General features: G+C 37.6%; 17 protein-coding genes. 4 read left to right on the forward strand and 13 right to left on the reverse strand.

Translation table 11 applies throughout. The features are described from left to right. Window positions 1-30: 30 nt before the first annotated feature. The 10 genes from R2Q77_RS13210 to R2Q77_RS13255 all read right to left on the reverse strand — a co-directional run bounded on the left by R2Q77_RS13210 (window position 31) and on the right by R2Q77_RS13255 (window position 16,868). Window positions 31-1,485, reverse strand: coding sequence for an alpha-L-fucosidase (locus tag R2Q77_RS13210; protein WP_316804195.1), 1,455 nt, complete (start codon window positions 1,483-1,485; stop codon window positions 31-33). 27 nt (window positions 1,486-1,512) lie between these two features. Beyond that, entirely contained in the window at window positions 1,513-3,105 is a 1,593-nt protein-coding gene (locus R2Q77_RS13215; RefSeq protein WP_316804196.1) for a beta-N-acetylhexosaminidase, read from the reverse strand. Further along, window positions 3,102-4,490: an alpha-L-fucosidase gene (locus R2Q77_RS13220; protein WP_316804197.1), complete on the reverse strand. Its 1,389-nt coding sequence runs from the start codon at window positions 4,488-4,490 to the stop codon at window positions 3,102-3,104. The genes R2Q77_RS13215 and R2Q77_RS13220 overlap by 4 nt, the downstream gene beginning before the upstream one ends. 87 nt (window positions 4,491-4,577) lie before the next feature. Further along, entirely contained in the window at window positions 4,578-6,017 is a 1,440-nt protein-coding gene (locus tag R2Q77_RS13225; protein WP_316804198.1) for a hypothetical protein, read from the reverse strand. 106 nt (window positions 6,018-6,123) lie between these two features. Continuing rightward, window positions 6,124-6,402, reverse strand: coding sequence for a hypothetical protein (locus R2Q77_RS13230; protein WP_316804199.1), 279 nt, complete (start codon window positions 6,400-6,402; stop codon window positions 6,124-6,126). Between the two features lie 50 nt (window positions 6,403-6,452). Then, window positions 6,453-8,219: a RagB/SusD family nutrient uptake outer membrane protein gene (locus R2Q77_RS13235; protein WP_316804200.1), complete on the reverse strand. Its 1,767-nt coding sequence runs from the start codon at window positions 8,217-8,219 to the stop codon at window positions 6,453-6,455. 11 nt (window positions 8,220-8,230) lie between these two features. Beyond that, complete coding sequence (locus tag R2Q77_RS13240) at window positions 8,231-11,371, reverse strand: TonB-dependent receptor (protein ID WP_316804201.1); 3,141 nt, start codon at window positions 11,369-11,371, stop codon at window positions 8,231-8,233. 16 nt (window positions 11,372-11,387) lie between these two features. Then, a complete protein-coding gene (locus tag R2Q77_RS13245) occupies window positions 11,388-13,136 on the reverse strand; it encodes a RagB/SusD family nutrient uptake outer membrane protein (protein ID WP_316804202.1) in 1,749 nt (582 codons plus the stop codon). A 16-nt stretch (window positions 13,137-13,152) separates the two neighbouring features. Continuing rightward, window positions 13,153-16,026: a SusC/RagA family TonB-linked outer membrane protein gene (locus tag R2Q77_RS13250; RefSeq protein ID WP_316804203.1), complete on the reverse strand. Its 2,874-nt coding sequence runs from the start codon at window positions 16,024-16,026 to the stop codon at window positions 13,153-13,155. A 29-nt stretch (window positions 16,027-16,055) separates the two neighbouring features. After that, window positions 16,056-16,868 carry a CHRD domain-containing protein gene (locus R2Q77_RS13255; RefSeq protein WP_316804204.1) on the reverse strand — a complete coding sequence of 271 codons (813 nt, stop codon included), beginning with the start codon at window positions 16,866-16,868 and terminating at the stop codon, window positions 16,056-16,058. Between the two features lie 845 nt (window positions 16,869-17,713). Between R2Q77_RS13255 and R2Q77_RS13260 the strand changes: the two genes are divergently transcribed. The 4 genes from R2Q77_RS13260 to R2Q77_RS13275 all read left to right on the forward strand — a co-directional run bounded on the left by R2Q77_RS13260 (window position 17,714) and on the right by R2Q77_RS13275 (window position 20,301). Further along, on the forward strand, window positions 17,714-18,094 hold the full coding sequence (locus R2Q77_RS13260) for a hypothetical protein (protein ID WP_316804205.1): 381 nt from the start codon (window positions 17,714-17,716) through the stop codon (window positions 18,092-18,094). A 79-nt stretch (window positions 18,095-18,173) separates the two neighbouring features. Then, window positions 18,174-19,070: a cation diffusion facilitator family transporter gene (locus tag R2Q77_RS13265; protein WP_316804206.1), complete on the forward strand. Its 897-nt coding sequence runs from the start codon at window positions 18,174-18,176 to the stop codon at window positions 19,068-19,070. Continuing rightward, window positions 19,067-19,642: a cytochrome b/b6 domain-containing protein gene (locus R2Q77_RS13270; protein WP_316804207.1), complete on the forward strand. Its 576-nt coding sequence runs from the start codon at window positions 19,067-19,069 to the stop codon at window positions 19,640-19,642. Before R2Q77_RS13265 ends, R2Q77_RS13270 begins: the two co-directional genes overlap by 4 nt. Before the next feature lie 128 nt (window positions 19,643-19,770). After that, window positions 19,771-20,301, forward strand: a complete 531-nt coding sequence (locus R2Q77_RS13275; RefSeq protein WP_316804208.1) for an OmpA family protein — start codon at window positions 19,771-19,773, stop codon at window positions 20,299-20,301. Between the two features lie 71 nt (window positions 20,302-20,372). Here the strand turns inward: R2Q77_RS13275 and R2Q77_RS13280 are convergent, their stop codons facing one another. The 3 genes from R2Q77_RS13280 to R2Q77_RS13290 form a co-directional block, all read right to left on the reverse strand. Continuing rightward, entirely contained in the window at window positions 20,373-20,840 is a 468-nt protein-coding gene (locus tag R2Q77_RS13280; RefSeq protein ID WP_316804209.1) for a hypothetical protein, read from the reverse strand. 55 nt (window positions 20,841-20,895) lie between these two features. Further along, window positions 20,896-22,173, reverse strand: coding sequence for a DUF4861 family protein (locus tag R2Q77_RS13285; RefSeq protein ID WP_316804210.1), 1,278 nt, complete (start codon window positions 22,171-22,173; stop codon window positions 20,896-20,898). A gap of 152 nt (window positions 22,174-22,325) precedes the next feature. Next, window positions 22,326-24,764, reverse strand: coding sequence for an outer membrane beta-barrel protein (locus R2Q77_RS13290; protein WP_316804211.1), 2,439 nt, complete (start codon window positions 24,762-24,764; stop codon window positions 22,326-22,328). Window positions 24,765-24,874 lie beyond the last annotated feature (110 nt).

Below are 24,874 nucleotides of genomic sequence, written 5' to 3' on the forward strand. Positions count from 1 at the left end.
ATTGGTTTTGGGTTTTGATTAAAGTGGAGCTTATATTTTTGCTTTTTCGTAAGTACCGTTTGTACTTCCTGCTTTTTTATTCAAATCGAGCACAATTACAAAGGGTTTATGATCTGTTTGCGCCGAAGCATGAATAAAATATTGATTTTCGCTTATCTCTTCAATTTTTAACGCTGTATTTGGCTGTGCCATTAACGATGCCGTTTTTATAGCTGTTTTTGCCGGGAGTTTTACCCTGAAAGCCCCTGATACAGGAACATTGAAAACAATCATATACACTTTATTTGAACCCGTTTTGCTGGTAAAATAACCCCAATCTTGTTTCTCTAAACCTGCATACTGACAATTGTAAATAGCCTCGTTATTAATCTTCATCCAGTTGCCAATGCCTTCTGCTAAATCAAGTTCTTCTTTACGGATAGAACCATCGCCTTTTGGACCAAAGTTCAACACAAAATTACCACCCAGCGAAACGCATTTGGCAGTCATTTCAATTAATTCATTAACGGTTTTAATATGGCCGTTCCAGGCTTTATTGTAACCCCATTGATTTTCCGGAACCGTCATTACGCAATCCCAGTCGTTGCCATGTACATCCTCTATTTTATTTGGGATTTTACGCTCCCAGCCTTGTTCATAATCGCCCATCAGCCTTCCATTAGAATCGTTGTGCCGCTTACCATAATCATCTGGTCGGAAGCGACTTCCAATAATCATCCCTGGCCTTAAAGCCCGCATTTCTTTTTCAAGTTCATCCGCAAATGCTGCTTGTTTAACCCACGATTTATCCCAGGTTCCATCAAACCACAATCCTTTTGCGGTTGGGTATTTATTTAGAAGTTCGAGAAGCTGATTTCTGGTAAATTTTTTAAATCCTTCAAAAGCAATGCTATCTTCTTTCGTTTTAATCTCATATCTCCATCCTGGCTGGTTCCAATCCATTATAGAAAAGTATAAAATTACATCTATTCCTTCTTTATTATAGGCGTTTACCAATGGCCCGATAATGTCTTTTTTATATGGAGAATTGGCTACCGTATACTTGGTGTATTTACTTGGCCAAAGGCAAAATCCATCGTGGTGTTTGGTTGTAATGGTTACATATTTTGCGCCCATTTGCTTGGCCGTTTTTGCCCAGCTTTCGGCATTGAAATTGGTAGGATTGAATTTATAGATTAGAGAATCGTAGGTAGATTTAGGTATTCCATTCCATGAACGGATCCACTCTGCTGCACCGTTATAGGTTTTTCCATTCCATTCTCCACCTGGAATTGCATATAATCCCCAATGAATAAACTGCCCCAGGCCATATCCACGCCATTTAGTCATTACACTATCTGTACGTTTGCCAATGCGATGTGCACCGTGTTGCAAAGGAATTGTATCTGTTTTAACGGTTTTTTCCTGGGCCTGTAAAATACCTAAGCTGAAAACCGATATGCCAAGCATTAAGCAGGTTTTTTTTATATTAAAATAATTCTTCATATCATCAGGGATTGTGTATTGTTCATATTAGTCTTTATAATTTAATGGTAGTTTCTTCCCTCCTGCCGGTTCAGGATTTTCAGTCGGATTGAATGGATTGTAGTAGTATAAACCTGCAGCCCGGTAAAAAGGTAAATGTAATTTAAGGCGTTCCATAAAGTTGTCCAGGTTTTTATTTTCATTGCTCGTCCACGCGGTTTCTGCAAGTGCCGCCAAACGTGGAAAAAGTAAATAATCCAATCGTTTGTTATCTGCTATGGTTTCTGACCAAAGATTGGCCTGCACACCTAAAATATTGTTTTGATTAATATCGCTTAATTGTGCGGGGTTAAACTGATATACAGACTGTACCGGATTGAACTTCTTATCCCATTTGCGACCAAATTTATGTGTACTATCTTGTACAAAATCAAAATAAAAAGGCAATCTTGGACATATAATTGTTTTATAGCCTTTTGCCAGCGAAGCTTTTAAAACTTCAGGGTGGTCGTGTCTCCACCAAAACATAATGGTTTTATCTGCAGGCAAACCTGCATCAACCATTTCATCCCACACTAAAACCTGCGATTTCAGTTTATAAACAGAATCGGCCATTCTTTTCATGAAATATTTTTCGACTTCCTTTTCATCTTTCAAACCATATTTCATTTTTAAAGCCTGGATTTCAGGATTTATTTTCCACTTTTCATTTCCGAAACTCACTTCATCACCGCCGAGGTGAATTTTATTGGAAGGAAAAAGGATCTGTGTTTCTTTAAGAATATCATTTAAATAAGTGTACGTTTTTTCATAGCCTGGATTAAAAGTAAAATCAGGATGACCGGCAGAGCCACCACCAGAAAACTCGGGATATGCTTTATTGGCTGCAGTTGCATGTCCGGGCATATCAATTTCAGGAATAATCTGAATAAATCGTTCTGCAGCATAGGCTACAATTTCTTTAATATCGGCTTGGGTATAATATTGTGCGGGCAAATTTGGATTCAGGTAATCGCCTTTGCCGCCTGTTAGTGTGAGTTCAGGGTATTTAAGAATCTCTATTCTCCAGGCAGGCTCATCCGTTAAATGCCAATGAAAAGTATTCAGTTTATAAAAGGCCATCCAGTTTAAAATAGATTTAACTTTATCCTTTCCAAAGAAATGACGCGATTCATCGAGCATAAAGCCCCTCCAACTGTATACAGGTGCATCCTTGATGTTGCAACCCTGAATTACAGGCTGATTTGAACTTGCTGAGAGTTGCAACAGCGAAATTATGCCGTAGAAAATACCTTTATCACTTGAAGCCGTAATGGCTATTTCTTTTGAATTAACCGATAACTGATAAGCTTCATCCTTACTATTTTTAGCCTCGCCTACCAGTTTTAACACGATTGCCGGGCCTTCAATTCTGGTTTTTACGGAAAGCTTAATTTTCTTTTGTACTGCAAGTTCATTTTTTAAATATCGGGCAAGTTGATTAAGCTTAGGATTATTTACCACAATAGCGGTATGGTTATTCATTTCAAAAACACTTTTTCTTAGCACAAAAGATTGAGGCATCGGAATTAGTACCGGTTTCTGGCGGGCAAATGCAATTTGTGTTATAGCAAAAAAAGCAACAAGCAATAAAATTCTCATGGTTTCAAAGTTATTTTTAATACGTAAACAGGCACAGCAACATTTTGGTTATAATCAGCCGGTAGACTTACTTTTAATCCTGAATTTGACAAAGTCCAGCTTAATTTTTTAACGTTTCCCAGTAAAACCACTTTTTTAACTGAAACATTCTGGCTGTTTATTTTATCCAGAATTACTTCAGGCTTCTGCCAGCTTCTTAAAAATGCATATATCGCATTTTCTTTTGCTGTAAAATATACATCCGGTTTAATGGCCGATGGGGTACCATCAAAAACGGCATCTTTTATGGTATTTTTGCTATTGTTTAGTTCTGGCTTTTTAGTTTCAGAATTTTCTTCCGCAACATATTTCCATGGATGGGTATCATAAATGGCTTCGTGGTTAACAGACATCCACAGTCCAATTGTTTTTAATCTTGCGGCAGACCAGTTTGCAAAAGTTCCATCGCTCATTGGTCCAACGTTTAACAATAAATTACCACCGTTAGCTACAACTTCGACCAGGTGGCGCACTAAAACTTCAGGCGATTTCCACACACTATCGTGCCTGTTGTAACCCCAATTTTGCCCAATGGTAATACAAGATTCCCAGGCCTTTTTTGAAGAAGGTGTTAAGGTTTGTTCTGATACAGAAAAATCGCCATAGCCATTTCCGATACGGTTATTAAACAAGCAATTGGGTTGCAAACGATTAACCAACGCTTTTAATTCTGCACTTTCTGCTTTACTAATCATTTCAGGCGTATCAAACCACAATACACCTATTGGTCCGTATTTGGTCAGCAATTCTGTAACCTGAGGTTTAACTTTACGTTCGAAATAACGATTAAAAACTTTCGAATCTTCATCAGGATAATCCCAGGTATTGCTTCTGCCCGCTTTTACAGGCCAGTTGGTCGGCACATCAGGATCTGCCCAATCGCGGCCTAACGAATAATACAAACAGAGTTTAAGCTTATATTTTTTACAGGCTTTGGCCAGTTCCGCTATAGGGTCGCGCTTAAATGGTGTTCTCTTTACGATATTATAATCATTGTTTTCGGATGCATACATAGCAAAGCCATCGTGGTGTTTCGCGGTGAAAACAATATATTTCATACCTGCTTGTTTTGCTGTTTTAACCCATTGATCGGCGTCGAACTTAACAGGATTAAACTGATCTGCAATGTGTGCATATTCCTTAACGGGAATACGTTCGTATAACATGAAGTGCTCTCCACCTTTCACAGCATGCCCTTTCCAATCGCCCGCAGTTTGGGCATATAAACCCCAGTGTAAAAAAAGGCCAAATTTATCTGCCTTAAACCAGTCCATACGATTTGCCTGAGCAAACACACCCGTTGTTAAAAACGTCAGGAACAAGGCAACGATGTATAATTTCTTCATTAAGTAATAATTGTACGCACCGGAAAATTTCCGGTGCGTGATTTGTTTAATTTAGTAGCCTAACCCAGGAGTACTCCTGTTTGGATATTAATTTACGGCAATTACTTTAATTGATGATGCTTGATCATTAAAAGTAGATAAGAAACTGGTGCTTGAAGTTACTTCATAACTGGTTCCGGTAAAATTATCTCCATTATACAGAATTGCCTTTACGCCTAAACCCAATTTAACCGATGATATATCATTATCGGTAATGCCTTTTGCAATTAAGTTTGCCGTGGTGTAATTACCCACAGGAAGTTCTACAGCATAACCTCCATAACTTCCATTCTGATAAAACGTTGCTGATCCATTGGCTCCAATTTGCGGTACACCGTTTAAAAAAGAGAACGAATACGTTTTGCTTACCACGTTTCCATTCTTTAATAAAAGCTTAACGCGGATGTTATAAGGTTCGTTTGTTTTGTACTGAAGATCGTTAAGGGCTATATTTCCAGAGAAAGTATTGCCTGTAGCGGTATTAAACCTCCAGGTAACGGCATTGTAATCAGCATCGCTGCTGCCCAAATCAGGATCCATGTAAACCAATATATCGCTTACTTCTTTGTTGCTTGTAAAAGAACCTGTTACATTAAAAGATTGACTGGCAGAACTGTAACTAAATTGCGCATCAAATGTTGCCGTTGCAGCTTCGTAAGGAATTTCGGTTGGCAATGGATTTTGAAAAATCTCATTTCTATTTAAAATAGCTGCATCAACAGGGGTTAAAAATGTGGGTTGACCTTTGCTAAAGGTTACATTTCCATTTGCCATTAATGAAGTGCCCAGCGTTGGCCTTTCTGTTGTGTATTTGCCTGCATCATGCGGTAAATTTAAACCATGACCTAATTCGTGTAACATTCCGCCCAGGTAGTTAGAGGATGGATTGGGAATTTTATCGACCGCCATATTTACATTATCCAAAGCGAAACAATTTTTACCATATCCATAAAAAGGCTGGTCGCCACCATCTGTTCTCATCGGCAACAGAATTAACGTATGCGATGAATTAGAAAACTCGGCAGGATGCGCAGCTTTATATGTATTTATTTCTGCTAAAATTTTATTGGCCGATACACTCGAACTGTAAGGGTATGCGGATTGGCCAAACTGGGCTGGAATTTCTATAATATTAACCAGGTTTGTTGATGTATTGATGGGCAACCCCATATATTTATCATAGCCGTACCTCAACATTTCTGTATGAAACCAATCTTGAAAATGAATGAAGAGCGTGCTTAAACGTGTTTTATAATCAGGCAATGCCGGATTATCTGTTGGAACGAACATCACAATATTTAAATTTTTGGTATTGGTTGTAAATGAGGCCCCGCTACCAAGGCCCATGGCAGATCCATTTTTTTTAAGCGCCGGTACTTCTTGCTCTGCAACGGCTGCCTTTTTACAAGCGCCCATTAAAACGCCACTTGCGATGAACAGCATCACAATTAAAATGCGTTGTTTTCTTCTAATTTTAGTTGTTTTCATAGGTAATGAATTGGTTTTTAGTGATTGATTATTTATTTATTTCAAATTTTTATGGTTTAATAGCTTAATGGGTATATAATTAGTAATAGAAGTAAAATGCTCAGGCTTAATCTTTAAACCTTACTTTCAAAATGCGCACATTGTTATCCGGAACAGGAAGCTGGTTAGGTACATTTATTTTAAGTCCGTTTGTATCCTGGTGCCAGCTAATTTCAACCGGATCATTATCCAGCGTTACATCACTTACTTTCATAATCTCCGTGGTTAAAGACCTTACAATCAGCTCTCCTGTTTCAGCAGCCTTTAATAGTATCTGTACTTCGTCTTGTTTTCCGGAATAAAAAATCATTGGATTTACTTCCTTAATCGTTAATTCATTAGTCATGCGCAATTCAATATGTTTTTATAGATTGTGTTTTTATTCTTTTTAAAGCTTTACCAGCCAGGGTTTTGAATCAGTGTTGCTGCTTTATTAATTTCTGCTTGTGGTATAGGCGCAAAATACGCGCGTTGCTGCCAGTTCACCACCACGGCATTTCCCGGTGTATAGGTAAAAGTTCCGTTGGTTTCTCTGTTAACCAGCATCGATCCTGTATTCATCTTTTCTGTTATTTCTGCCGTCCTCCACCTTCGAGTATTGTACCAGAATAAACCTTCCTGAAAAAATTCTGTAACGTAATCTCCCTGAATTACCTTACGTAAATCGGCCTGCGAAATGCCGGCAGCAATGCCATAGCGATTATCACTACCAGGATCAATTCCGGAGCGTTCTCTTAATTTATTTAAATACGTTACGGCCTGTTCTGTTTGCCCCATTTCATTCAGTGCTTCTGCATAACCCATCACCATTTCTGCCAGTCGTATTACCGGATAAGCCCTGTTTGAATTTGCAACACCTCCCGGAGCAATAGAATCATTACACATCTTCCTGGAGTAATAACCCGTTCGGGTGTAGTAAGCCTGTATCCCATCGGCTGTCATGGCTCCTGTAGATTTGTTAAAATAAATATCTATCGGAACCAGTGTAGTACCCGAACCACTTTTCCAGATTGGGGCCTGGTTATAAATAATCGAATAATAAAAACGTGGCTCTCTGCCTACATAAGGATTTGCCGGATTATAACCTGAAGTTGGGTCTGTTATGGCCTTTCCGTTTTTCATACCAAAGTATGCTACGGCATTTTCACTTGGGTTGCTATAGCCACCTGATCCATTACGGCTTCTTGGAAAACGTAAAGATTCCAAAGCACTTCCACTCCAAAAATACGGGGTAATTAATTCTGGATTTCTACGGCCCTTTAAAAACATTTTCCAAAATCCGTGTCCAGGTCTGGTGGTGTTGTCAATTACCAAACTGTAATCAGGCATGTCAATTACCGCTTTCAAAGCATCAGCCGCTTTTTGCCACAATGCACTATTGTAATTTGCAGAATATGTGATATATGGAAGCATACCCGCATCTGAAGAAAAGGATTTGCCATTAAACAACGGACTTGCCGCTGTGAGTAAAATTCTTGCTTTTAAGGCTAAGGCCGATCCTTTTGTAGCGTGCCCATATTCGCCGGCATCCTGTGCTGAGGCTGCTGGTAAATCTACAGCAGCAGCATCGAGTTCGCTAACTACATAATCAACGCATTCTTTATAGGTATTTCGTTTAGAAATCAGCGGATCTTCTACATCAAGTGGTTCATTTGGCATAATCTGTATGCCACCATAAAAACGGATTAAACCGGTGTAAAAAAATGCGCGCAAATACTTTGCTTCTGCCATGAGGCGTTTCTTTCTGGGCGCAGAAATAGGGCTGTTAACTGCCTTCTGCATAAATAAGGATGCCTGTCTTATTTTTTTATAATAGGTTATCCAATAATTGTTAAAAGCATAATTGGCAGCCGTATAGGTACCTTGCATTACGCTTTTGGTTGGATCATCCCAATAGCCCATTGAAAGTGTGGTTTGGTCATCTAAGCAACCATATTCGTTATTTACAGGCGTCGTAATCATCGTATACCTTGCCGGAACCACATCCTGACCGGTAAAAGCGTACATATCTGTAATTAAAGCAGAAGTTAAGGCACTATCGGCAAAGACTTTATCCTCGGTAAGTGTTTCGGCTTTTTTATCCAAAAAACCTGCCTTTTTACAGGCTGAAAAAGCAGTGATGACTACTATAGCTAAACTGCCTAAAAGATATTTTAATTTCATATTATTTATGATTATAAGCCAAACTGAATTCCAAAATTGTAAATGCGTTGTTGCGGATATTCATTTAGATCGCCAATATTGGTTGTGGTTGAAGAACCGGTAACAGATTCGGGATCGATAAATACAGGTAATGCAGTGTAGATTAAGCCCATATTATATCCGTTGGCATAAACCCTGATGTTGTTTACATGGAGTTTTTTTGCAACAGAACTTGGTAAACGGTACCCAATTTCTACGTTCTTCCATCTTACATAATCTCCTCTTTTTGCCCAGTAGGTAGAATATGGCGAACTTGTAGAACCGCTTCCGCTTAATACCGGAAAGGTTGCGTTTTCTGCAGTAACCGGAGTCCATCTGCCTAAATTGTACGGAATAGACTGATTTTCAGGGCGGCTGTAGTTAATAATACCACGCTGAATATTAATCAGATATTTAAATGAGCTTTGAAATAAGGTACTGAAATCAAACCCCTTATACGAGAATCCAAAACTTAATCCTGCAATATATTCGGGCTGGTTTGTACCAATATAACCCATATCGTTCTGATCGATAATACCATCACCATTTAAATCAACCAGCTTAACCCCGCCCAAACTGGTATTGGATAACGGCGTTGAGGTTATAAGTTTTGGGCTGGTGTATAAATCGGCAAGCGACTGGTAAAGGCCTGCATCCTGATATGCAAATAAAGCCCCTACCGGCCTGCCCGTTAAACCCAACCAGGGATATCTTGCTGAGCCTTCATCTCTGAAAACCACTTTATTTTCTGAATGACTGATTTGTGCATTAACAAAATAACTTAGTTTGTTGGAAAGCGCATTGTCACGGTAAGTCAGTTCAAACTCATAACCTTTATTATCTACTATCCCCAGATTAACATAAGGCAATGATGCCCCAAATGAGGAAGCAACAGATGCTCTTTGTGTTAAAATATCTTTTCTTCGCTTTTTATAAAAATCTGCTGTAAAAGCTAATTTTCCTTTAAACATTTTTAAGTCCAAACCTATATTGGCGTCTTGCTGGGTTTCCCAGGTAATGTTATTGTTGGCTAAAGTAGGCTCAATTAAACCTGTAGAACTTGTGCCTGGCGTTTCTCCAAAAACATAAGGCTTTCCACTACCTGATGAGTATGTTTTCTCATAAGCATATACAGTAGTTCCTATCCCATCATTACCAACCATACCATAAGAACCTCTTATTTTTAAGTTATCAATAAACTTAATGTTGTTCTTAAAAAACGGTTCCTCGCTAATGTTGTACCCAACACTAACTGAAGGAAAAAACTGGTATAATTTACTGGACTGAAATTTATTGGAACCATTATAAGCGCCATTAAAATCAACTAAGTATTTTTGCTTAAAGTTATAACTCACTCTTCCGGTTATCCCCCTAACATTATAAGGATCGTAGGTAACCAAGGTATTGCTTACAATGGTTTCTTCTGATTTTGTAGTTTGATTTAACAGCGCAAGTGCACTTACATTATGCGATCCGAAACTCCTGTTATACTTTAAAGATGCCTGCAAATTAACCAGCCTGTTTGAACCCGTGTAACCACCAGTACGGGATAACTTACCCAAACGGTACAAATTATTAACCACAGGCATATAACTGTTTAAATTCGGGTCCCAATAATAGGTTGGTATTTCTGACGAGCTCCTGGTAAGGTTGCGGCTAAATTTATAATCGCTTGCATACGAAACTAAAAAGTTAGCAGCCAAGCCATCGGTTATAAAATTAAGCTTGTGATCTATTTGAGATACAAAGGCCAGGTTATTGGTGTAATCTCTATTATAGCCAGACCACCTCAAATTTGCTATTGGATTTATTTTGGTTGCACCACTGGTAGAACCCCCATAACTGCCATTCTGGTTGTAAGCAGGATAAGCAAATGCAGATAACTGCCCATTCCATAAATATTGTAAAGTTGGTGCCCCACCATTTCCCGGCGAATCGTTTGGTGAATTGGTTACACCAAACCTGCCCGATAAATCAAACCTGATGTGGAGGTCTTTTGTTGGATCCAAATCTACATTTGAACGGAAATTGTAACGATCAAAATTATAATTGGCATTATAACCCTCATCTTTGGTAAAATCCTTGTATAAACCACCCTGATTAAAATAGCCCAAAGAAACAAAGTATTTGGTTTTTTGAGTGCCCCCGCTAATGTCAAAATTAGTACGGTTTTGCATGCTGAATTTTTGGGTCAGTTCTTTCCACCAGTCTACAAAAGGGAAATTATAAGGATCATCTTTTAAGCGGTAATGTTCTAAATTATTGCCCCCAAAATACTTAGGGTATTGAGTAGCAGGATCAAGATATTGTTCGGATGTTGTTTCTCTTAATAAAGCTAATGTGGTATACCCGTCATTGGTATCAAAATTCATAGCAGAACTGTTTAAGCCTGTTTCCTGCCTGAAAGTTAATTGAGGCTTACCTGCCTGCCCTCTCCTGGTTTTAATAACCACAACACCATTGGCACCACGAACGCCATATAATGCAGTTGTGGAGGCATCTTTTAAAATGGTTAAACTTTCTATTTCATTCTGATCAATCATGCTGATCTGGTCTGAAGTAACCTCAATATCATCTACCACAATTAATGGCGTAGTTGACCCCTGATAAGTACTTATTCCCCTGATTTGAAAAGAGGCTCCGTCTTTACCCGGCTGCCCGCTTCTTTGCTGCGAGAAAAAACCCGGTAAGCGGCCGGCAAGTGAATTTTGCAAACTCGATGTAGGACTCTGTCTGATTTCCTTTCCTGTAATAGAACTAATGGAACCTGTACTGGTTATTTTATTGGTTTTCTCGCCAAAACCAAGGATTACAACTTCTTCCAGCCCTTTTGAATCTTCTGCAAGCGTAACATTTACGGTTGCTCTGCTGCCAACATTAACTTCCTTTTTCAAGTAGCCAATTGAAGAAAATATAAGAATTTTAGAAGCTCCTCTTAATGTAAGCCTGTACCTTCCATTTTCGTCAGTAACCGTTCCGTTGGCAGTAGCCTCCTTCTCGTAAATGTTGGTACCGGGTACCGGACCATTATCATCAGAAACAATTCCTGAAACAACCTGAGCTGTTTGAGCTAAGGCTGTATTTTTTAAAAAAAGGGCTAAGATTAGGCATAGCCCATATATATATCTTTTCATACGATTATTAATAGGATTACCAGTTTGGATTTTGAACCATTTTATTGTTAGCGGCAGATTCCTTAAATGGAATTGGAAACAAATACATTTTTGCGGCTTCGAATTTTGCTGGAGCCGCATCAACAATTTTATATGTTGTTGTACTTCCGTTCAAAGTTGCCTGGATGCCATGAAGTGTACCGTTTAATACATTTTCGGCAATTTTCCAGCGGCGGATATCCCAAAAGCGCTGCTCTTCAAAAGCCATCTCTACCCGACGTTCGTGGCGAATACGCGAACGCATATCCATTTGGCTTAGCCCGGCAGGAAGTGCCGGCATATTTACCCTGCTTCTAATTGCATTTATTACCGCATACACATTGTTATCAGGCCCAACAGCTTCATTCTGAGCCTCTGCATAATTCAAGAGTATCTCCGCATACCTGAAAATTGGAAAATTGTGGTTTTGAGCCGTATAAGAACTTTCACTGGTGGTTCCGGTCATGAACTTCCTCATGTAATACCCTGTCCTGGTTTCGCCGGATGTAGCATTACCAAAACCTTTTGGCCGATCCAATCCCCCATCATAGATTTGTACATTCCGGGTTAACCAGTAAAGCCCGTTAAAAGAAACAGAACTGGCCAAGCGCGGATCGCGGTTGTAATAAGGATTGGTAAGCGAGTAACCTGAAGTGTTATCGCCTATCATTTTCCCTTCAAAAGTTTCAAATTCATTAACCAGTTCTTGTGTAGGGTTGGTTTTACCCAAACCACCACGTGTGTAACCTATAGGTTCGTTATTGTATTCTACGCCGGTGTTGGTTGACTGTAAATAGGGTAAAATAATTTCGGCACTGTAGCGGTTAGAAAAAATATTCAAAAACTTATTTACACCGGCAACATAATTAGTCAGCGTTGCTGATGGAGCCAAAGCAGCCATATTGGTTGTTGTGTAATGTGCAGTTGTAGTAGCGGTAGATAATCCATAAACATACTTGCTCGCGGTAACGCTGTCCATTACGCTTTTTGCGGCAGCGGCAGCGGCAACCCATTTAGATAAATCATTTGACGGGTTATTTAACGGACTGGCCGCGTAGAGCATTAACCTTGATTTTAGCGCCAGTGCTGCCCCTGTGGTAAACCTTCCGAAATAAATAGTAGTATAACTGCTAGTTGTATTTGGCGAAATCAAAAACGGTAAAATGGCCTTAATTTCGGCATTTATATAGTCTACGCATTCCTGGTAACTGTTTCTGGCTAAATTTAAGTTACTGCTTAAGTCATAAACCTGATCGCCTATAATAGGCACACCGCCCCATCTTTTTATAAGTTCGAAGTAAAACATAGCCCTTAAACCTCTCGCTTCTGCTTTCCATCTTTGTTTAAAACCTGGTGTTTTTAAAGGAACCTGATCAATATTTGCTAAAAACTCATTTACCTTTCTAATTCCGGCATAGTTTGCATCCCAGGTATTATCAGGAAGATTTACCTGGTTAAAAGCACCGTTAGAATAAAACTGAACCACATCGGCTGTTGAAGATGGTAAGACGTCATCAGAACCGGCATCAAGCAGGTTATTTCCAATTCTGTTATACCCCTTTGGTAAGGCGGCATAAATGTTATTTAAAAACTCTTCGGCGTATTTGCCCAAAGAATCTGTTTTATCAAAAACCAAATCCTTGTTTGCGTTTTCAAGCGGGCCATCCTCAATCATTTTCTTACAACCCGTAGTTAACATTAAGAATGAAAAGAAGACGAATATTAGTGTATATATAAAATTTTTCATATCTAAGTTTTTTGAATTATAGTTTTAGAGATACGCCGCCATTAATTACCCTGTAATTTGGAAAGGCAGAAAGACCTGTTTCAGGATCGAAATATTCGAGCTTTGTCCAGGTAAGTGCATTATAGGCGTTAACGAAAAATCTGACTTTACTTAATTTTGCCTTTTTAAGCCATTTTTGTGGTACAGAGTATCCTATCTCCACATTTTTTAACCGGAGGTAATCTGCGCTTCTAACCCAGAAAGATGATACTTGCTGGTTATTGGTATTGGCACCTAAAGTTAACCTTGGTAAGGTAGCCGCCGTATTGTTTTCTGGTGTCCACCTGTTTTCTGTAGTATAATCCAATACATAACCGGTACTGTTGTAAAATGCAGACATTGAAACCGGATCGTAATAAATATCGCGGTTAATCCTGCCTTCAAGCAAGGCGCTGAAATCGAGGTTTTTATAGCCAAAACCAAAGTTAAAGCCAAAAAATACCAGTGGCTTATCTCCCGCAATTGCTTTCTGATCAAGGAAATTAATAATCCCATCACCATTTAAATCCTTGTATTTTAAATCTCCCGGCACCGGATTGTAGCCTGGTATATTCGCGGTTTTAGTTACGTCTTCTCCAACCTGGTAAAAGCCCATTGCCTCATAACCGAATGTTGCTGAAGGCTGGCCGGCCCTATACATCCAATTGTAAGGGTAGATGCCTTCGGCCCTGGAAAGTATTTTATTTTTTGCGACCGTAAAATTTCCTTTGGCGAAATAGCTGAAATCTCCCTTTTTATCGCTAAACCCAATTGAAGTTTCTAAGCCGGAATACCTGGTTTGCCCAGCATTAACCTTAGGATAAGTTAAGCCAAGCATTCCTGATGCATAGCCATTGGCAGGATCAATCAGCTCATCCGTATTTTTATTGTTATAATATGTAAGTTCGAGGTTTAACTTATCTTTAAAGAAACCTGCTTCCAAACCTAAATCATACTTAAGCGATTTCTCCCAGGTTATATTTGGATTATTTAAAGCATTTTCATAAGTACCGTTTACAGCAGTAGCTGTTGAACCAAAATTATAGTTTTCAGTCAGGCCAACTGTGTAATTTTGCAGATAAGTGTAATAGTTCGACGGATCTGCCCAAGCCGTTTTGCCAACACTTCCACGAAGTTTAAGAAAACTAAGTGTGCCTTTATTAAACCAATTTTCGTTTGAAACAACCCAGCCTAAAGCAACAGAAGGTAAAAAGCCCCATCGGCTTCCTTCCTGGTACCGGTTGTATCCACTGTACACCATTCCTAATTCTGCCAGGTAGGTTTTATTATAATTGTAGCTTGCTGTTACACCGGCATTCTGATAGATTTGATTGAGCTGGGAATATGAATCAATTAAGTTTGTTAAATTGAATGTACCAAGCACATTTAAACTGTGTTTTCCAAATACTTTATCGTAGCCTACAAGTCCGTTAAAAAACGATTGTTTATTTTGAGTATCTATGGTAGAAATGCCCTTGTTCGCTTCTATGGTTCCATCGCTGCCAATTTTAGTATAAGTTGTTCCGGCAGGTGTTGTTACCGGATAATAAACTGCAAAGTTTTTAATCCTGGTTGTTTTTTGCAGGTAATAATTATTAATGGATAACATGCCTTTGGCCCATAATCCTTTGACAAAATCATCTAATTTAAACTTTAAGCCAACATCTGCACTTAAAGTACGCTCATTATACCTGGTGTAACCCGAGTTTATGGTACTGCCTAAAATATTGGTTCCGTAAGTAACATTATTTATGGTAGTGGTATACTGGGTATTTCCTCCAAAGCTGCCATCTGCATTACGCGCAGGATAGCCCAATGGCGACACACCGTAAATACGATCCATAATTGTAGATGCACCAACACCAGGTTCATTGTTATTTTCAATGGAACCGAAAATATTTAATGAGAGTTGAATGTCTTCATTAAAATCTATCTGCGCATTGGTACGAAGGTTATAGCGCTTATAAAAATTGTTGGTTTCGTAAGGATTATTGCTATCTGTTAAAAAGTTTCCATCCTGTGCAAAATGTTCAACAGAGGTATAGTAACGATAGCTTTTTCCATTGCCGGAAGCATTAACGGCATAACGTTGCTGTGCAGTATTCTTTTTATAAATGGTATTGTACCAATCGTTATTAGGTTGTAAAAAAGGATTATTCGTTCCATTTTGGTAAGCAGCTATGGCTGATGCTGAATAAGCGGGTACGGCACCGGGAAAAGTATTTTTTTGTGCTTCATTATACAATTGCGCATATTGGGCACCATTGATAAAATTTGGTCTTTTAAACTCATTAAGAAAACCATATTGTGCTGAAAAATTTAATTCAAAAGGTTTTTCATCACTCTGATCCTTAGTGGTAATATAAATTACACCATGCGAGGACCGTAAACCATACATGCTGGTCGAAACCGCATCTTTCATCACGGTTATACTTTTTATATCCTCTACGTTAAAAGAAGTAAAGGCACGTACTACCCCGTCAACTACAATTAATGGCGATTGCCCTCTTAAAGTTAAAGAAGAAGCATCAAACATCGGACCTGTACGTCCCGAACTTCTGGAAGAGTATAAACCCGGAATTCGGCCTGCAATAACATTGCTAATGTCGGCCACAGGTGTTGTGTTAACATCTTCGTTATAAATAGTAGAACTGCCACTTACATTCTGAAGGTGTGATATGGTTCTGTTCCATAAATTAATATGCCGGTCCTGAATATTCTTTTTAACCGACATTGGATTCACGACCAAAGTGTCTTTCCTGGTTGTATCAGTTTGCTGCTGCCTGGAAAAAGCATTTAACCAGATACCCGAAAACATCAGCAATGCGAGTAAAAACCTGTAAATTTTCAACTTAATATTTTGATTGTTCATTTCATTAAATTTTGTTTGTTACCAGAAAATTATCGCAACGTTCCTTTAAGCAAACCCGCAGGATAAAGTTGCGAATGCACATCTATGTATAAAGGATCTGCTGTAATGCTTGCTGCCGGAACAGCTGTTGCCGGAAGTAAAATGGCCTTGTTAAAATCGGCAGCTGAAGAAACCAGCGTTAGAATGATGCTGTTATCTGTTGTTTTATGCAAATGAGCTGTACTTAATGCCTCGCCTGTAGGCAAACCATTTACTTCAACTTTATAAGCAAGAGAATTATCACTTAACAAGCGGATATAAGCTTTTCCGGTAGCCGTAGTGTTAACCGTGCTTGCATATTTACCCAAATCCACATCGGCAGAAAACTTAACCGTTTTATCGATTTGCCCGCGAACTAAACCTGCTGTTTGTTGGTTAGAATTGACCTGTAAATAAACGGGGCCACTTAAAAGACTTGTAATTGTTGCCGCGTTAAGGGTTACATTTCCTTTAACTTCACGATCAGTATTAAAAGCTGCATTCTGTAAATCGATAAGTACGGAGCCGTTTTCAGCAGCGTTCCCTAAAAAAAGTTTCGCCGAAGTTGGCGCATCACCATTATTAAGGGGATTAATAAAATAAATATCATAAAAAAGCTGATTGTTGTCCATCAGAAACAACATGCACACTGCAGCATCGGTACGGCCCGTAACAGCAGGAATATTGTTAGTAGTATTTAGCTCTACTTTCCACTGTTTCCGAATAAATACATCAGAGGTGTAAGTATCTTTTTTACAGGAAAAAAGACACAAAAGGGCTACTGCGAAGAAAACGCAGTGCATTTTTTTCGTTGAATTTCTCATAATTAGAGATTAAGAAAATTAAGAATGAAATAACCTGTTACAACGTGTGTAACTAAATTTTAATCAGATTAAAAACTCCTAATGGAGAAGCCCTGATCCAAATGTTTTTTTTCTAAAGACTTTAAAAGGAATAACACGTTCCCGGACTATCCATTTTACAGGATAAATAGTTAGTAAATTTGATATCATGGTTAAGTTGGTTGATTGAAAGCCAAGTTATTTATAACATAAGGTGAGGACAAAGAAAATAATCACGCAAACGTTTGATTTTTCATTTCAAACGTTTGAAACTTACATTAAAAGCACTTTTTCAATTAAAAAACTGCCCATTTAACTTAAAAAAATGCTCATTTTATTTAACTTTCTCATCAACTACTATCTCCATATACAAAATATTTTTTTTCGTTGGTATGGGTTAAGATATTTAAAGAAGTAACTCCTTCTTTTTAAGAAAATAATTACTTTAAATAAAACAATAATACACCTTTTTGTGTAGTCATTAAAACCACTTAAAATGCAGTAAAAAAGGCCATACCGTTCAGCAAATTATTTCAATGCATTAAACCCTGTAAATGTGTACTTTAAACACGAAGGTTTTAACTGATTCTATAAATACTGGAGCTGCATAAAAACACAATTAAACACACAAACGTTTGCGTAAATTGCTCCATTTGAATTTAAAATCTATGGCTTATTGGTATTGAACAAAAAATACTCGGCCTTATTTTTATTAAAGCTTCATAAAAAACTTAGCTGGTTTTAGTTTTATTCATGGCCCCGGTATTGGAAATTATTGTTAAAAGAATAGCGCAATTAATTTAAAATAGAATTGGTAATTTTACGTCGTGAAACAGGTTTTGCTCAATTTTCTTATTTTCTCTATCCTTTGGAGCAATACCACGCTTGGAGAATTTTTCAAGCTTCCTGTTCTTGCCGGGCATTTTATAGAACATAGGCAACGAGATCCAAAAATTACCTTCATTGTTTTTTTATCCATTCATTACTGGGGCAAAGATTTAAATGATCATGATGGTGACCGAGATATGAAATTGCCATTTAAAAAGATAAGCCAAAGCCACCATTACGTATTGTTTCAAAAGACTAACAAAACCTGGCAGGCACAAAACAAGCCCAAAATCATTTCCCGTAACCACGATATTCAGGATCACTTTTTTCAAAACAATTATCTTGATCAGCTTTACCGGCCACCACAAGTTAGCGTATAAAATTAACGGTCAAAGTATTTGTTAAACCACTATCTGTAAATAAAAAAACAGATAACTAACTTATTTATTAATTTCTTTTATGGATTCTATAAAACGATCGGCTTCGGCAGAAGCGATCAGAACGACCCAAATCGGGATCGTAATCAGTATTATTTTAATTTTTGTTAAGGGAATTTCTGGGCATTTAGGCCAGTCGTATGCTTTAATAGCCGATGCTACAGAATCTGGAGCTGATGTAATTAGCTCCGGATTATTATGGCTTGCCTTGAAATATGCGCAACGGCCACCAGATAAAGGTCACCCCTACGGGCATGGAAAAGCTGAACCTGTAGCTGCCGTATTAATTGGTTTATTTCTTTTATTGGCTGCCATATGGATTGCCTGGCATGCAATAGGCTTTATTCAAACCCCGCACGAATTGCCCAAGCGTTATACGCTCATTATCCTGCTTATTGTTATTGTAACTAAAGAACTGTTGTTTCGTTATGTATTTGCTATAGGAAAACGGATTAACAGCCACGCTGTACAAGCCGATGCTTACCACCACCGAAGCGATGCCATTACCTCTATTGCTGCTTTTGCGGGCATTAGTATTGCGCTGTTTCTGGGTAAAGGATATGAAGGTGCCGATGATTGGGCTGCATTGCTTGCCTGTGTTTTTATTGTATATAATGCTTTCAAAATAATCCGCCCTGCTTTTGCTGAAATTATGGATAAAGCACCTTCTGATGAGTTGATTGAGGCCATAAGCCACATCGCATCCTTACACAAAGAAGTTAAAAGGGTTGAAAAATGTTATGTACGTAAAATGGGTCTTGATTACTACGTAGATATGCACATTGAAGTAGATGGAAACATTAATGTGTTTGATGCACATGCAGTTGCTCACCAGGTTAAAGATGAGCTTATCGAATCCAACCTACACATTAAAAATGCTTTAATTCATGTTGAACCTTATTTAAATGAAGAATTATGAAGGCGCAAAAATTTAATCTTGCACACCGCCTGATCCATTGGGCAATTGCATTTACCATTTTATTTATGTTGCTTACTGTATTTTTAAGACTTGGCTGGATGAATAAGGATCACCTGGGTGAAATTGTTCAGCAGGATTTACAGAAAGCAGGAATTAAAATCACAAAAGATCAGGCTGCGTCCATAGGCAAAAATTTACGGCGTCCGATGTGGGCTTACCATACGCTTGCTGGTTATGTAATGATTGCTCTTTATTTACTTCGGGTTTCTTTAATTGCCATTCAGGGAATAGCCTATCCAAATCCATTATCAAAGAAAACATCTGGAAAGGATAAATTTAAAGGCTGGGTTTACCTCTTATTTTATGTTTTATTAGCCACATCGCTTTTTACCGGCTTTATGGTTGTAAATGGGCCCAAGAATTTAAAAGAAAGTATGGAATTTATACATGTAAAATCTTTATACTATGTTTTAACCTTTATAATTCTTCATATAGGTGGTGTATTACTGGCTGATTCGGGTACAGAAAGAGGAATAATTTCCAAAATGATTAGCGGAGTAAAGGTGCAATAAGATTTAAAACTGGTATTAGCCCGGCATAGAATGTAAGTTCTTTGATAAACTATCGTTATATAGGAAATCATTTAATTGCAATTGCTTAATTTTTATTAGTCTTGCAGTTATAAACACAAATTTAAAATATGAACATCCTGAAAAAACTTTCATTTACAGCACTCATCGCATTGTTTACACTTGGTATGTATTCTTGTAAAACAAAAAAGATGGTTGCCAAGCCAGATCCTGCGCCAGTTGCAAAACCTACTCCTCCTCCGGTTGAAGAAAAGAAACCCGAGCCTGTTAAAGAAGAAGAAAAACCTGCTCCGGTAGAAAAACCAGATTATAAATTTGAAAATATTCAATTTGAATTCAACTCATTTGTTTTAAAAACGGCTTCTTTTCCAATTTTAGATCAGGTAGTGACCGAAATTAAAAAAGACCCTTCGATCAAATTTGTTTTAAACGGTCACTCCTCTGCAGAAGGTACACCCGAACACAATATGTCGCTATCAGTAGATCGTGCAAATGCTGTTAAATCTTATCTAATTAATGCGGGCATTGATCCTAAGCGTTTTATTATTAAAGGCCACGGTGATAAAGAACCTGTAAGCAGCAACGGCACCGAAGAAGGTCGTACTTTAAACAGAAGGGTACAAATTAATGCCCAGATTTAAAATCTTATACAAAACAAAAAAGACCTTGAATTAACTTTCAAGGTCTTTTTTGTTTGATGGAAAGGCTAAGATTAATAACCAAAAACATCAAAAATAACGTCAGAACCGCCCGAAAATACAAGAGAGCTGATGAATACCAATAAAAGGTAAACCGGGATTAAGATTGCCAATGATGGTTTTCTGGATTTCCTTATAAAAAAGTAATAACGGATTGCAATTATAAGCACTGCTGAAGAAATACCTGATCCAATACCGTTATAAAAAATAGCAAATATGCCCCACCAGTTATGCCATTCATAAATTGTCCATAGGCCCATGCAAAATAATACACTGCACAAAATGAACAATAAAGCTTTAGGCAAATGCCGGCCAACTGCTCCATAAAGCACTAATATTACACCACCAATTAGCTCAAACATGATGAATATCATTTTATTGAGGCTGTACCTTTCAAAAAAACTATCGATAGCAAAAGATGAAATCAATCCAATAAAGAATAGGACGCAGCCAATAATTAAAACTACTTTACGGATGTTCATATTATCATGTTTTGAGGGTTAATTATTTTTTGATTGTTTAAAATTAGAAATTAGCTTATTTCCATTGCAAGCTAATTTTTGCATCATAATCGGCAGTCTGTTGTTGTAAAAATTGTTCAAAGCCAGCTTTCTCTTTAAATCTTTTATCTGTTGGTTCCCAGGCTGCATAAAAACGAAATGTGGCAAACTCCTTTTCAGGGATTTTAAGCGACACGAGGTAACTGTTTTTAATATCCTTTTCTGTTTCAGCCGATTTTCCTGTTGATATAAATTCGCTTTTTGAAGCCATTACGGCCAATCCTAAATTATCTTTATTTTCACTCTGGATGCCATAGCTGTAATAAACCCGGGTATTTTTTGAGTTTATCGTTGAAGCATCAATTTTAAACAGATCGGCAAAACCGGTAACCAGGCTTGCACCTTTTGGCGCTCCAACAATTTTAATTTTACTCTCATAAAAATACTGGCCTCCCCAAATACTAATTTCTTCCTCTAAAAAAATAGGATCATAACCTGCTGCAAAATTCCATTTTGGATATATCATTTTAAATTTAGCCTCTACTGGCCCATCGGCTATTTTCTGATAAATTACTTTACCCATATTTTTACCCCCCAGCCTGATTAATGAATCTTTGCCATTTTTAAGTTTCACATTCAGGGCTAAAGCACCGGCACTTAAAGAAGAGCCAACTTTATATACATCCATGCCCCAATCTGCCCGGTTGTGGTAAATAAGCGCAGGATTAGCACCTACCGTATCCATCATCATTGCCGAGGTGGTTTTACCCCAAATATCTTTGCCATTACGCACATCAAAGTATAACCTAAAACCTACTTTATCATTTTCCCAGGCAGGACCTTCAGTTAAAAACGGAGGTAGCTTGGTCTTAGAGAAATCTGTATTTGCTTGTCCTGCAGGAATTGAATCCAGGTTAATGGCAGGCGCAAAGGTATCGTCAGCATTTTTTCTGCGGTGCCTTACATGTGCCCTCGCTACGGCATCATTATTTTTCTGACTGGTTCCGGTAACCGTAAATTTAACTTTTTCCAGGGGCTTAAATGAATATAAAAACACAGCTTCATCCCAATTTCCATCAAAATTAAGGTCGTTGAACTGAACAAATACTGCCTTCCCTGATGGATCTGTTACGTTTAAATAAGTCGCTTTATTTTTACCACTTAATAAATTTTGTACCGAAAATCTTTTTATTACAATCAATTCATCCGTTCTTGGTTGCCCAACCGGATTAATTAAAGTAAGTTCTTTTTTCTGCGCAGAAGCAACTAAACAGAGGAAAAGAACGCAGTACAGATTAACTAAAAGTAATTTCATAAATTTTGGAAAATAATTAAGCATTTAAAAGCGACAAGATATAAAATCAATAATAATAAATTTGTAACGATTAAATGATGCAGTAATTATGTAGAATGATTTTTCCATTAGGGAGATTTTTCTGAGAAAATTTAAAAGAATAACAGCAAATTTTAATTTTCTTTCAAATTGGTCCGGATTTTTTCTTCTTCCGCCCCCTGGCTTCGTTTGGTATTTTTTATTGCACCCCCAAAGCTATAACTAAAGTTGATTTTTATTGCTCTCGTTTCGTATTGGTTAAGCCATTGCTGCTGTATTGGCCCTGAATTTTGCTGGTAACTATTTTTGAATGATTTAAATATATCCATAAAATTGAGTTGCAGCGACGCCTTTTTGGCCAAAAAAGTTTGTCGTATACCAGCGGTAAGCATGGCGTAAGCATCATTGGTTAGCGTTCTGTCGACACTTTTGCTCCTATAATTAAATAGAAACATTATAGATGTGTTTTTAGTAATATTGAAACTGTTGTAGGATGTAGCATTTAAAGCAAACATGCCGTTGTTTTCAAATAAACTTCCGTTAAGCATCCCTTTAAAACCCCTGCGCCATAAAGTTAAATTTGAACTGGTTGTCCACCACGGCAATATCTGCTTATTATAGGTTGCATAAAAGGCAAAGTACTGCGAATAGTCTGCATTTCCAGGCATCGTTGAAATAACATCATTTGCGTATGGAACAGTGACAGATGTAAAATCATCTACATTTAAACTGTAATTCCCGCCCAGGAAAAGTTGATTTTTATACCCGTAACCCATTTCTAAATTGTATGATTTTACCGGTAATAATAAGGGATTTCCTTGTTGAAGGTTATTAGAATTTATAATTCTTATTAATGGATTTAAATTTTCATAACCTGGTCTTTCAATTCTTTTATTCAGTCCAAAAAACAAACTATTTGAGGCGGATAATTTATAATCGGCGTGAAATGAAGGAAACAATTGAAAATACGCCCTGTTAAAATCCAGGTTATTCATTTGTCCGTTTCCTTTACCCCAGGTATATTCACCACGCAAGCCAAACTGATAAGAAAGTTTTTTCCCGGTGAAACTATAAGTGCCATAAAGTGCCGATACATTTTCTCTATAAGCAAAAGTATCGTTCTGAGAAAAATCAGTTACAAAAGCTTCTTGAACAACATTCAAAAACCGATTGGAATTAGTTGAAATTACATTACTTGATTTTATTCCGGCTTCCAAAAGCCTGCCCTTAGGTAATGGAAGGCTATAATCAATTTTTAGTGCATAAACACTAAATACCCTGTCCTGATAAAAAAGACTTGGCTGTGTTGTGCTGTTATTATTGCCAACATTAAAAAGAGTAGTGTTATTTGTTTGATTGCTGTAATTTCCAAAACGATAATAATCCAGGTCGGCTGTAAGTTGCCTGCCTGAAGTATCTACATCATGCTGTAAATGTAATCCTGACGAAAAATTGGTAGAACGTGTATCCACAAGGTTTAAAAAAATAGATTTGTTTAATAAACTGCCTGTTGCATCAAAATTAGATGTACCGGAAGATGCATCTTTTTTAAAATCGGCAAAACCGGGCCTGATGGATGCGGATAAAGTTGTTTTTTTTGAAAGATAAACATCCAATCCTAAATTAGGCGTGTAACTTGCATTGCGCCTTACGCTGTAAATATCTGATAAAGTGCGACCTGTAAATTGCCGCTCATCGCTAAAAAAATCTGACGTGATAAAATTGTTTACAAAATACTTGTTAAAAGAATAATCTGCATTTAATAAAAGGTTGAAATTTTTTCCTTTATAATTCAAATTTACTCCGCCATTGGTTTTTAAATATTTCCCGGCTCCTGCCCCGCCATAAACATTTCCATTTAAACCTGCCTTATAGTTTTTCTTTCTTACTAAATTAATAATTCCGCCATTACCCGCAGCATCGTACTTTGCCGATGGCTGGGCAATAAGTTCTACTTTTTGAATAGATGATGACGAAATTCCTTTTAAAAGCCCTGCAAGTGCTTCTGCTGATAACGTACTGGCTTTTCCATCAATATAAATCTGTACCGGCCGGCCGTTTAAACTTAAAACATCATCAGGTGAAACCTGCACACCCGGCAATTGATTCATGATATCCAAAATTGGTGCGCCTGATCCAAGTCCGTTTAAATTGACCACGAGTTTATCTGCCTTTCGTTCAATAAACGGCACAGAAGCAGTTACATTAACAGTACCCAGCTGTTGCATTTGCTGAATTAATTGTATTTTCCCCATGTCGATTGTACTTTCTGACGAAAGCTGCACATTTGTAGTGTAAGGTTGGTAGCCCATCATCAATACCTGAACGATATACTCCCCCGGTGCTACAGAAAATTTAAATCTTCCCAGATTATCGGATAAAATGGTTTTAATCAGTACCGAATCTGCGCCGCGTTTTAATTTAGCCTGCACAAAGGGTAAGGGAATTTTATTTTCGTCGAGTACTTCTCCTTTTATCTGGTGGATATTTTGTGCACGAAGTAATGCTGAACTTAAAATAAGAAGAACTACACAAGCAGATTTTTTTAAAATGAAAAATTTAGATAACGCCATAGCTGAATATTTGGGTTTTGATTTACCTCAAACATATAACTAATAAATTAGTCAAACAACTAATTTATTAAATAAATCAGCTAAATAGTTAGTTAATTTGTTTTTTCATT

Origin of the sequence: Pedobacter nototheniae (assembly GCF_032678625.1) — a bacterium.
In the GTDB taxonomy this organism is placed as follows: domain Bacteria; phylum Bacteroidota; class Bacteroidia; order Sphingobacteriales; family Sphingobacteriaceae; genus Pedobacter; species Pedobacter nototheniae_A.

What these genes read in the sequence shown, in the direction of transcription:
- R2Q77_RS13210 (WP_316804195.1), bottom strand. Translation starts at nt 1,485, where the DNA reads ATGAAGAATTATTTTAATATAAAAAAAACCTGCTTAATGCTTGGCATA.
- R2Q77_RS13215 (WP_316804196.1), bottom strand. Translation starts at nt 3,105, where the DNA reads ATGAGAATTTTATTGCTTGTTGCTTTTTTTGCTATAACACAAATTGCA.
- R2Q77_RS13220 (WP_316804197.1), bottom strand. Translation starts at nt 4,490, where the DNA reads ATGAAGAAATTATACATCGTTGCCTTGTTCCTGACGTTTTTAACAACG.
- R2Q77_RS13225 (WP_316804198.1), bottom strand. Translation starts at nt 6,017, where the DNA reads ATGAAAACAACTAAAATTAGAAGAAAACAACGCATTTTAATTGTGATG.
- R2Q77_RS13230 (WP_316804199.1), bottom strand. Translation starts at nt 6,402, where the DNA reads ATGACTAATGAATTAACGATTAAGGAAGTAAATCCAATGATTTTTTAT.
- R2Q77_RS13235 (WP_316804200.1), bottom strand. Translation starts at nt 8,219, where the DNA reads ATGAAATTAAAATATCTTTTAGGCAGTTTAGCTATAGTAGTCATCACT.
- R2Q77_RS13240 (WP_316804201.1), bottom strand. Translation starts at nt 11,371, where the DNA reads ATGAAAAGATATATATATGGGCTATGCCTAATCTTAGCCCTTTTTTTA.
- R2Q77_RS13245 (WP_316804202.1), bottom strand. Translation starts at nt 13,136, where the DNA reads ATGAAAAATTTTATATATACACTAATATTCGTCTTCTTTTCATTCTTA.
- R2Q77_RS13250 (WP_316804203.1), bottom strand. Translation starts at nt 16,026, where the DNA reads ATGAACAATCAAAATATTAAGTTGAAAATTTACAGGTTTTTACTCGCA.
- R2Q77_RS13255 (WP_316804204.1), bottom strand. Translation starts at nt 16,868, where the DNA reads ATGAGAAATTCAACGAAAAAAATGCACTGCGTTTTCTTCGCAGTAGCC.
- R2Q77_RS13265 (WP_316804206.1), top strand. Translation starts at nt 18,174, where the DNA reads ATGGATTCTATAAAACGATCGGCTTCGGCAGAAGCGATCAGAACGACC.
- R2Q77_RS13270 (WP_316804207.1), top strand. Translation starts at nt 19,067, where the DNA reads ATGAAGGCGCAAAAATTTAATCTTGCACACCGCCTGATCCATTGGGCA.
- R2Q77_RS13275 (WP_316804208.1), top strand. Translation starts at nt 19,771, where the DNA reads ATGAACATCCTGAAAAAACTTTCATTTACAGCACTCATCGCATTGTTT.
- R2Q77_RS13280 (WP_316804209.1), bottom strand. Translation starts at nt 20,840, where the DNA reads ATGAACATCCGTAAAGTAGTTTTAATTATTGGCTGCGTCCTATTCTTT.
- R2Q77_RS13285 (WP_316804210.1), bottom strand. Translation starts at nt 22,173, where the DNA reads ATGAAATTACTTTTAGTTAATCTGTACTGCGTTCTTTTCCTCTGTTTA.
- R2Q77_RS13290 (WP_316804211.1), bottom strand. Translation starts at nt 24,764, where the DNA reads ATGGCGTTATCTAAATTTTTCATTTTAAAAAAATCTGCTTGTGTAGTT.